This window comes from Pseudomonas sp. GM49, from assembly GCF_000282355.1.
Taxonomy (GTDB): Bacteria; Pseudomonadota; Gammaproteobacteria; order Pseudomonadales; family Pseudomonadaceae; genus Aquipseudomonas.
The window spans coordinates 1-7,678 of the sequence record NZ_AKJL01000088.1 but is presented as its reverse complement, the minus strand read 5'-3'; the positions used below and the strand labels follow the sequence as shown (position 1 = coordinate 7,678).

At 60.5% G+C, this 7,678-nt stretch carries 9 protein-coding genes; 1 reads left to right on the top strand and 8 read right to left on the bottom strand.

The genetic code is table 11. The features are described from left to right. The coding region (locus PMI29_RS20665) for an AlgP family protein (RefSeq protein ID WP_007996053.1) at window positions 1-704 on the bottom strand (704 nt) is incomplete at its 3' end. Window positions 705-896: 192 nt separating this feature from the next. Between PMI29_RS20665 and PMI29_RS20670 the strand changes: the two genes are divergently transcribed. Beyond that, the gene (locus PMI29_RS20670) at window positions 897-1,562 is read left to right on the top strand and encodes an FKBP-type peptidyl-prolyl cis-trans isomerase (protein ID WP_007996051.1); all 666 of its coding nucleotides are present in this window, start codon (window positions 897-899) and stop codon (window positions 1,560-1,562) included. 60 nt (window positions 1,563-1,622) lie between these two features. On the opposite strand, the gene PMI29_RS20675 is transcribed toward PMI29_RS20670, so the two are convergent. The 7 genes from PMI29_RS20675 to PMI29_RS20705 form a co-directional block, all read right to left on the bottom strand. Then, window positions 1,623-2,081, bottom strand: a complete 459-nt coding sequence (locus PMI29_RS20675) for an Rsd/AlgQ family anti-sigma factor (RefSeq protein ID WP_033052184.1) — start codon at window positions 2,079-2,081, stop codon at window positions 1,623-1,625. A 177-nt stretch (window positions 2,082-2,258) separates the two neighbouring features. After that, window positions 2,259-2,810: a disulfide bond formation protein B gene (locus PMI29_RS20680; RefSeq protein ID WP_007996047.1), complete on the bottom strand. Its 552-nt coding sequence runs from the start codon at window positions 2,808-2,810 to the stop codon at window positions 2,259-2,261. A gap of 263 nt (window positions 2,811-3,073) precedes the next feature. Next, on the bottom strand, window positions 3,074-4,312 hold the full coding sequence (locus PMI29_RS20685; RefSeq protein WP_007996046.1) for a heme biosynthesis protein HemY: 1,239 nt from the start codon (window positions 4,310-4,312) through the stop codon (window positions 3,074-3,076). Next, a complete protein-coding gene (locus PMI29_RS20690; RefSeq protein WP_007996045.1) occupies window positions 4,309-5,472 on the bottom strand; it encodes a uroporphyrinogen-III C-methyltransferase in 1,164 nt (387 codons plus the stop codon). The genes PMI29_RS20685 and PMI29_RS20690 overlap by 4 nt, the downstream gene beginning before the upstream one ends. Before the next feature lie 16 nt (window positions 5,473-5,488). Continuing rightward, window positions 5,489-6,256 carry a uroporphyrinogen-III synthase gene (locus tag PMI29_RS20695; RefSeq protein WP_007996044.1) on the bottom strand — a complete coding sequence of 256 codons (768 nt, stop codon included), beginning with the start codon at window positions 6,254-6,256 and terminating at the stop codon, window positions 5,489-5,491. Continuing rightward, window positions 6,253-7,194 (bottom strand): hydroxymethylbilane synthase, encoded by a 942-nt coding sequence (gene hemC, locus PMI29_RS20700; protein WP_007996043.1) that lies wholly within the window; start codon window positions 7,192-7,194, stop codon window positions 6,253-6,255. Before hemC ends, PMI29_RS20695 begins: the two co-directional genes overlap by 4 nt. Window positions 7,195-7,332: 138 nt before the next feature. Continuing rightward, window positions 7,333-7,678 (bottom strand): LytR/AlgR family response regulator transcription factor (locus PMI29_RS20705; protein ID WP_007996042.1); only part of this gene is annotated, 346 nt, incomplete at its 5' end.

Sequence of the window (7,678 nt, the reverse complement as noted above, 5' to 3'; positions counted from 1 at the left end):
GTTTTGGCTGCTGGTTTGGCAGCAGGTCTAGCGGCTGGTTTAGCGGCAGGCTTGGCAGCAGCGGTTCGCGCCGCGGCAGGTTTGGCGGCCGCTGTTCTTGCAGCAGGTTTGGCTGCTGGAGTTTTAGCAGCAGGTTTTGCAGCGCTGGCTGCAACAGGTTTTTTCGCTGCCGGTTTAGCGGCAGGCTTGGCTGCGGCTTTCACCGGTGCTTTGGCAACCGGTTTGGCGGCAGGCTTGGCCGGTGCTTTTGCAGCAGCCGGTTTGGCAGCGGCTTTCTTCGCAGGTGCCGCAGCAGGTTTGGCCGCACGCAGGGACAACACCTTGCCGACAGCCTCTTGTACACGACCGACGCCCTGGGCCAGTTTCAGGCTTTCCTGAGCATCGCGCTTGAGTTGCAGAATGTAGCCGCGGGTTTCCGATTGACGATCCTTGAGAGCATCGAGCAGCTCCTCAAGATCGGCCACTACGTCCTTGGCCTTGGCTTGCGCCTTGGCTTTTCCGGCCGCCGCAGCGTCCTGCAATTTGGTGCGGGACTTGTGCAGTTTTTCTTGCGCTTTTCCGCGCTGCTTTTCCAGCTTGGCGAGCAGTTTTTCAGCATCAGCCAAGGCTTCGGAACAAGCGGTTTCCAGATGCTCGAGCAGGCTGCCCGAGAGTTGTTGGAGCAGGTGCAATGGAGTGTTTACTGGCTTCTTGGTGGCCGACATGGTTTACCTCCTGGCTGAAGTGAGTGCGGCTCATACTAGACCTCTGCTGCAACCGCCGCTAGGGCATGTTGACACTATCGAAAGCGCCGCGTTGCAAAGGATTGAAAAACTTCTGCATCGGCGCAAAAGCAGTTCACCGTTGTGCGCATTCTCACTGGCATAATCGCCCGCAATTCAGGCCGGAGAGTGACCATGTCGCGCTACCTTTTTTTATCGCTGTGCGTGTTTTTTTCGGTGGCCCAGGCCGCCGAAAAAACACAGGAAAATGAAGCCCACGATCTGGCTTACAGTCTGGGTGCAAGTCTTGGCGAACGCTTGCGCCAGGAGGTTCCCGATCTGCAACTTCAAGCGCTGGTCGAAGGCTTGCAGCAGGCTTACCAAGGCAAACCTCTGGCACTGAAAGACGAGCAGATCGAACAGATTCTGACCGAGCACGAAGCCCGGGTTGCCGTGCAATCGGCTCAACCTCATAGCGAAGCGGCACTGGAAAAAGAACAGCGTTTTCTTGCCGAAGAAAAAGCCAAACCCGGCGTGCGTGAATTGGCAGATGGCGTGCTGCTCACCGAATTGATTCCGGGCAATGGCGCCAAGGCCGGACCGAACGGCAAGGTGCAGGTGCTGTACATCGGTCGCTTGCCCGACGGTACGGTGTTCGATCAGAACAGCCAGCCACAATGGTTCAGCCTCGACAGCGTGATCGCCGGATGGCGCAGTGCATTGCAAAACATGCCGGCAGGGGCGAAATGGCGACTGGTGATTCCATCGGCCCAGGCCTATGGCGCCGATGGTGCCGGTGACGTGATCGCACCGTTCACTCCACTGGTGTTCGAAGTTGAATTGCGTGGTGCAACCAGCTGACGACGGAAACGAAAAACGGCGTGCCTTGGCACGCCGTTTCAGGGTCTTGCGGGAAGCGAATCATGCCTGAACCGGATCGGCTTCCTTGTGAGCGGTGTGCAGCACTTCGATCAGGCAATCTTCCAGCTCGAAGCGCTCGTGCAACAGGCCACCCAGTTCCTTGAACTTCTCTGCAACGCATTTGCCTTCGTCGCAAAGGTCATTGAACGCAAGCAGCTTTTCAGTGATGACATCGATGCGCGGGTAGATAGTCTCGGCGAGCTCAAGACCACGCTTGTCGTTGAAGGCCTTGGCCTCCCCCGTCAGTTGCTCGTAGATCTCGAAATGCCCGGCCGATACATAATCGACCAGCACGCCGCAGAACTCCTGCAAAGGCTTGCGATTCGTGGACAGAGTCTCTGGATCGGCACCGAGCTTGTCGTATGCATCGATCAGCTCTTTGCGCTCCTGCAACCAGCGATCGATCAGCAGGTGCACTCCACCCCAGCGTTCCTGAGCATTCTGACAACTTTCGAGCATGGTGATCTCTCTTCCCTTGTGGGTCAGCTGCTCTATGCCCGCTCGCCTCTTGTAACGTCGGTGGGCGGTCAGGCAGAGCGTCATCGAGCAACATAATTCCAATGACACGTGCGGGCCAGATTATGCCCGCACGACACTGGCTTCAAGGTACGCAGGCGATAAAGTTCATACAAGTGTTTAATCGCCCGCAAAGGCCCGGTGCGACGACTCGCCGCTGAGTGGTCGCTGATAGCTGGTCCAGACCAGTCGCAACGACTGGTAAACGGCCAGAATCATCATCGCGACGAAGAACAGCAGGCTCCACTCGGTGAGACTCAGATCGAACAGCGTCCAGGAAATTTCCACACAACCGGCAGCTCCCTTGAACATTTGCTGTACGACGGATAGCCACGGAGAACTGGCCAACAGTTCCGCCAGATGGGTCGAGCACACCGCTGCCTGTTCCGCCGGAAGGCTTTGCAGCAGGACCTGTCGCCACGCCGAGACAGTACCGGCCAGGCTGCAACAAAGACTGAGCAGCCAATACAGAACGTTTCCGATGCGACCGGGGCCATGGACTGAAGCCATCAGGCAGACACCGGTAAGGAGCGCCAGGCAAAATCGCTGCACAAGACACAAGCCGCAAGGCCGCAGGCCGACTGCATATTCCAGGTAGTAGGAAACGCCCATCGCCAGGGCACCCGCAATGAAAGCCATGAAAAACAAGGAGCGTGAGCAGGCCAAAGACATGGCTTTTCCGTAAAAGTAGTGACAGACCGTTACGGTAGAGGAAAGCGCGACAGCCTTTCAAGGCAACTGCCCACAGAGACTTCAGCACAGGTGTAGGGAAATCCCGACGCAGGCGAGAGGATAAAATGTAGTCCTCTGTAGGACTTTGCCTGCGACGAAATTTTGCGACTGAACTTCAACTTATCATCGCACTGCGGCGAGGGCGATTGCTCCCTCGCCGCAGGTCATCGCTCAGACGCCGGAGCCTGGCGCCAGCGAATGGGTCAAGCGCGGACTGGCACTGGCAGAGGGGCCGCGAGCAAGCGTTTATCCAACAACCCCAGACCTTCCTGAAACAGCTGGTTGCTGCGCTCGGTATCGCCCATTTGCGCCAGCAAGCGTGCCAGCTCCGCACAGGCTTCCGGATTGCGTTGCACGCGCAGGCTGCTTTCCAGATAGTCCCGGGCCTTGCCCCACAAACTGTTTTGCAGGCAAAGACGACCCAGTGTCAGCAGCAGACCCGGATCGGCCGGATGGTCCTTGAGCCAGCCTTCGGCGGCCTGTAACTGGCGGGCCGGATCCTTGCCGCGAACCAGTCCGTAGAGACGTGCCAGATGACTGTCGTAGCTGCGCTTGAGAGCGGTGCGCAGCACTTCTTCGGCCTCGGCCTGAGCCCCCAATTGCCGCAATTGTTCGGCATATGCGAGCACCAGTTGCGGCTCCTGACGCTGTGCCGAGGTCAGTTGCTGCCAGGCACGTTCAAGCGATTGCTGCCCCACCGTTCCGTCTTCCTCCCGTTGCGCCGCCAGAGACAGGTTCGCCCCCCAGGCCCGACGCTCCAGCTCGGAGAGCTCGGCCGCCGGCAGGATTTTGTCCTTGCGCAACTCCGGCAGCAGGCGAATCACTGCCGACCAGTCACCACGCTGCTGAAGCAGGCGCTGCAACTGACGCAAGGTCTGTGCGTTATGAGGATGGCGTTCATGCATGGCTTGCAGGGTGGCGAGGGCGCCTTCGGTATCACCGCGGTCGGTCTGCAACTGGGCGTGGCTCAAGGCGATCGCCAACTCGGCCTGGGGCTGACGTTCCAGGGCGCGCTCCAACAAGTTGTCGCTTTCTTCGTAATTGCCTTGTTCGTTCGCCGCACGGGCCGCACCGAGGTAGTAAAGCAGCGGTTGGCGCTCGGCTTCGGCAGCCCGATGCAAGTGACGTTGCGCACTGGCCCAGCGACCCTCGGCGAGGTCCAGTTGACCGTGCTCGATCGCCACCTGCACCCGACGGCTGCGGTTACGCCGCGACCACGGATTGACCACGCCACTGGAAGCCATCACCAGTTCGACCAGCGACTTGATGCCCCAGATCACCAGCCAGAGCACAGCCACCAAAGCCAGGGTCGCCCACAGGCTCGACTCATAGCGGAAGGTCTTGTAGGCAATCAGCACGTAACCGGAATGTTCGGCAATCGCCAGTCCCAACGCAGCAGCCGCGGCGATAACGAGGAACGCGATCACATAGAGGCGTTTCATGGCGTGCCCTCCGGCGCGGTGTTCGCGGCAGGCCTGGCCAGTGGCTTGACCGAATCCTCGGCGTTGACGTTGCGCCGCTCCAGATACCCCTGCACCGCGCTCAGGGTGCCGGTCATATCCGGCGTGACTACGGTGACGGGTTGCTTGCTCAACTCGGCCACCTGTTCAAGCATGATTTTGCTTTGTGCGTTGTCCGGGTTGAAATTGCCCTTGAGGATGTCCCGCGCTTCATCCAGCACTTGGGAGTAAACCGCAGCCTGGCCATTAAGTGCGGCCCACTGTGCTTGCTCCAGTGCCAGGCTCAGGGCCAGGCGCACCTGGCTCAGGCTCTGGCCGGCCAGCAATGGGCGAACGTTTTTGTCGGCATTGAAATCGATACGGATGTAGCGCGAAACCTGATCCCACCATTGCGCCCAGCGACTGGCACCGTCGCCATCGGCAGTCAGGCCCAGCAACGAATCGCCACGGTCCTTGTACTCAGGTGCCAGCTCAGTGAGGCTGGCCACCCGATCGCGCAGCGCGCCCAGACGCAGGAACAGCCCGGTGCGATCCGGTTGTTCGGTGCTGCGCAAGGCGATCAGGGTCTTGGCCACCTGCTCGCGAGCGGCAAAGGAGCCCGGGTCGTTCTGCTCGCGCAGGATCTCGTCGGCGCCTTGTACCAGTGCCTGGGCGCTGCTGATGTCCTGCAAGGCGGACAGTCGCAGGCTGGCCAGACGCAACAGGTGCTCGGCCTCGGCCAGACGCCAGTCCTTGCGACTGGCGCCGAGTACGGTTTCCAGCCGCTGGTTCAGCCTCTGCTGATCTCCTTGCAGCTGAATCACCAGACGGCTGCGCGCTTCCAGTTCATCGGCGGGGGGCAATTGCGCCAGGCGTGCGCTGAGGCGCTCCTCATTGAGCTTGAGGTTTTGCGCCTGGTCATTCAACGCCTGTACCTGGCTCAGTTGCTGCTGACTATTGGCTTGCAGGTGACGCACCTGCCAGACACCCCAACCGCCCACCGCGACACCGGCCGCACCCAGCAGCAGCGCGATGATTGCCAGACCATTGCCCCGACGCTGCTCGGCAGCAGCTGGCGGCGGCGGCATTTCATCAACAGGTGCATAAACAGGTGCATCAAGCACCGGTCGCGAGTCATCTTTAGGCAAGGCTGTTTCGCTCACGTATCCATCCTTTGCATTAGAAAACGGGTACGGGATACTCCCGTAACGCCGCTAGCAAAGCCGCGGCACTGGCACCGCGACAATCCACAACTGTTCTGGCCCCGGCGGCACGCGCCATCTCGGCAACCCTGGGGCTTGGTACAAACAACGGCAACCGCGCCAACTGCGGCCAGGCGTCGCCGGCCAATTGATGCAGGTGCTCAAAACCTTGTCCACTGCTGACCACCAGCCCGTTCAGGCGTTCCGCCTGTATCCGTTCCGGCAGCACTGTCGGCGGGTAAACCGGCATTGCCCGGCGGTACAGCTCCAGGTACTCGACACTAGCACCAAGCTCACGCAAACGCTCCGCCAGCAACTCGCGCCCGCCCTCCCCGCGCAGGATCAGCACTCGCGGATCGGGTTGTGCGATAGCCTCGCGCAGTCGGGAAAGTTCGAGCAAGGCTTCACTGTCATCGCCTTCTGCCGGGAAGCTCACGTCCAACCCGTGATCCCCGAGGATCTGTGCAGTCGCCGCGCCGACGCTGAACCACTTCACACCGGGCAGCGTTGGCCAATACCGGGCGAGCAGCTCGACGCCGATCCGGGCGGCCGGTTTGCTGACCACAATGACGGCGCAGAACTGATCCAGCGCCTGAATCACCCGGCGCATTGTGTCAGTGGCCGCAATGGGCTCGATGTCCAAAAGCGGCAGACTGTTACTGAATATCCCCTGCTCGGCCAAAAAACTGCTCAGCGCCGCCGACTCTTCGGCGGGACGCGTCAGCAGCAAGCGCCAGCCAGTCACTCGTGACCAGCCTCGCCATAGACCGCCTTGAGAATGTCATCGGCACCCTGGCTGAGAAGGTCTTCGGCCACTCGCACACCCAGCGCCTCGGCATCGGCACGAGGTGCGCGGGCTTGTGCGCTGAGCAGCCGGCCACCGCCTGGATCGCCCACCAGCCCGCGCAACCAGACCTGCTCACCTTCCAGCACGGCGTAGCAGGCAATCGGCACCTGGCAGCCGCCATTGAGGTGCTTGTTGAGGGCTCGTTCGGCGGTCACGCGGGTGGCAGTGTCCTGGTGATGCAGGGGCGCCAGCAGCGCATGGATTTCACTGTCGGCGCTGCGGCATTCGATACCTACCGCGCCCTGGCCACCGGCCGGAAGGCTGTCGTCGACACTGATGGCCGAAGTGATGCGATCTTCAAAGCCCAGACGGATCAGGCCGGCCGCGGCGAGGATGATGGCGTCGTATTCACCGGCATCGAGCTTGGCCAGGCGGGTGTTGACGTTGCCGCGCAGGAAACGGATTTCCAGGTCCGGGCGACGGGTCAGCAATTGAGCCTGGCGACGCAGGCTGGAAGTGCCGACGATACTGCCTTGGGGCAGCTCATCCAGGCTAGCGTAGGTATTGGAAACGAAGGCATCGCGCGGGTCTTCCCGCTCGCAAATGCAGAACAGACCGAGGCCTTCGGGGAAGTCCATCGGCACGTCCTTCATCGAGTGCACGGCGATGTCGGCTTCATTTTCCAACAGCGCGGTTTCGAGCTCCTTGACGAACAGGCCCTTGCCGCCGATTTTCGACAGCGGTGAGTCAAGCAGCTTGTCACCACGGCTGACCATGGGAACGAGGCTCACCAGCAGGCCCGGATGAGCCGCTTCAAGGCGGGCTTTGACGTATTCGGCCTGCCACAGGGCGAGAGCGCTTTTGCGGGTGGCGATGCGGATCTGGCGAGAGGACATGGATCAATCCGTACTGAATAGATATGACGGATAATAACAGCTCAGCCAAATCCACTTTGACTTGTATCAGATACTACTCGGCCTCCCTGGCCCCGGATGTCCGGCAATCGGGTGTGAAATGAGTTTGCGAACAGCTGTTTAAAGCTGTTGCATCATTTTGCGTACCCCTGCCACATGACGTCGGCTGACGATCAGCGCATCACCGTTGAGACCTTTGAGGAACAGCTGAAAATGCCCCAGGGGTGTGCGCTGCAGTCGCTCGATACGCTCGCGGGCGACCAGTGCATTGCGATGGATACGCACGAAACGGTCACCGAATTCATCTTCGAGGGCCTTGAGCGGCTCATCGAGCAGCACTTCGCCGCTTTCGTGGCGCAAGGTCACGTATTTGTGGTCGGCAATGAAATACACCACCTGATCCAGCGGAATCAGCTCGATCCCTTTACGGGTTCGGGCGCTGATATGGCTGCGCGGGCCGCTGCCA